The 1,388-nt window shown below is 66.4% G+C and carries 1 pseudogene; it reads right to left on the minus strand.

The features are described from left to right. A pseudogene (locus tag A3764_RS25380) lies at positions 1–1,388 on the minus strand (hypothetical protein); the annotation flags it as partial.

Here is a 1,388-nt window from a genome sequence, read left to right on the forward strand (position 1 = left end):
CGCCGGGGCGCTGATGGCGTGATCCTTCGGGCGAGGTGGCGGGGCGGCGCGGGCGCACCACTTCGGCCAGATCGCTGCGATAGGCGCCATCCTCGTCGTCACCGCTTCCGTTCGATCCACCCATCGCCTGATCGGCCTTCTTGGAGGCGACAGCAGCCCGCAGATGGGCGAAAGCATCCCGACGCGTGGCGCTTTCGGGTTCGTCCATCTGATGATCGGTTTCCGCCATGAGACGGCTCATGTTGGTATCGGTGCCATCCTCGATCTCGGGCAGGACGGCACGCGCGGCGGCGCGCACCGCGGCGTGTTCTTCGGCGCTGCTGTCGTCCGAGGGGGCGGCGGCCTTTTCCGCGGCCTCGTTCTGGGCGGTTTCGCGGGATTTGGCCTGCGCCTCTTTCAAAGCACGGTCATCGGCTTCGACCTGCGCGAGTTCGCGCGCCAGTTCGTCCTCTTCCTCTTTGGTGAGGGAGGAGGTCTTGCGCAGTTCCTCTTCCTTGCGGAGCTTGCGCTGGCGAGCCTTGTTGCCTTCGTCCTGTGCGGCGGCAGGCTTCTCGGCCTTTTGTTCGTCGCCAGCATCGGCGTTGTCTTCCGCCGGGTCGTAGGCTTCGACCTCACCCTTGGCCATCGCGGCATCGAGCGCATCGCGGTTGACGGTGATGATGCGGCCCTTGGGTTCGGCTTCGTCCTCGCCAAGGGGGTCGGCACTGCCGCGCGCTTCTGCGCTGGCGCGCACCTCGGTCCCCGTGGCACTGCTGCGTGGCGCGGTGGCACGGGCGGTTTCAGTCTCTTCTTCCTCGCCTTCGGCTTCATCATCTGCTTCGGCAAGGCCAAAGAGGTTCTGAATGGCGCTCAGGTCGCCCTCGTCGATCTGGCCCGCGCTGCCTGTGCCGTTGGAGGCCCCGAAACGCATCGTACCCCGGCGACCACGGGCATCGGCCTGATCCAGCCGGGCGAGAATGGCGGCAATGTCGTCTTCTTCGTCTTCGTCGTCCTCTTCGGCGCGAGCGGTTTCGTCGGCGGCATCATCGGCATCCAGCGCGTCTTCGATATCGCGGCGGGCAGCCGCGACTGGGTCAGACATCAGAACGGGATCTGCCGTGGCAATGACGTCCTGCGCGTCTTCCTCCGCTTCGGCGGTGTCCTCGGGTTCTTCTGTTTCGGCAGTGGTGGCGTGATCTTCCTCCTCCGCTTCGGCGACAGGTTCGGTCACGGCATCCTGGGCGGTGTCATCCTCTGCAGCCTCGGGCAGTTCGGAGGGGGCATCATCCTGCGCGGCGTTTTCCTGAACCGGCTCCTCCTCCGGCACGTCCTCGCCTTGCGCGAAATCCCGGGCCGCGTCGTCCTGCGGCATGGAAGCCGCCGGCGCCTCTTCCTCTTCGGTATCCTCG

The sequence above is a fragment of the Sulfitobacter sp. HI0129 genome, assembly GCF_001635395.1.
Classification (GTDB): domain Bacteria; phylum Pseudomonadota; class Alphaproteobacteria; order Rhodobacterales; family Rhodobacteraceae; genus Sulfitobacter.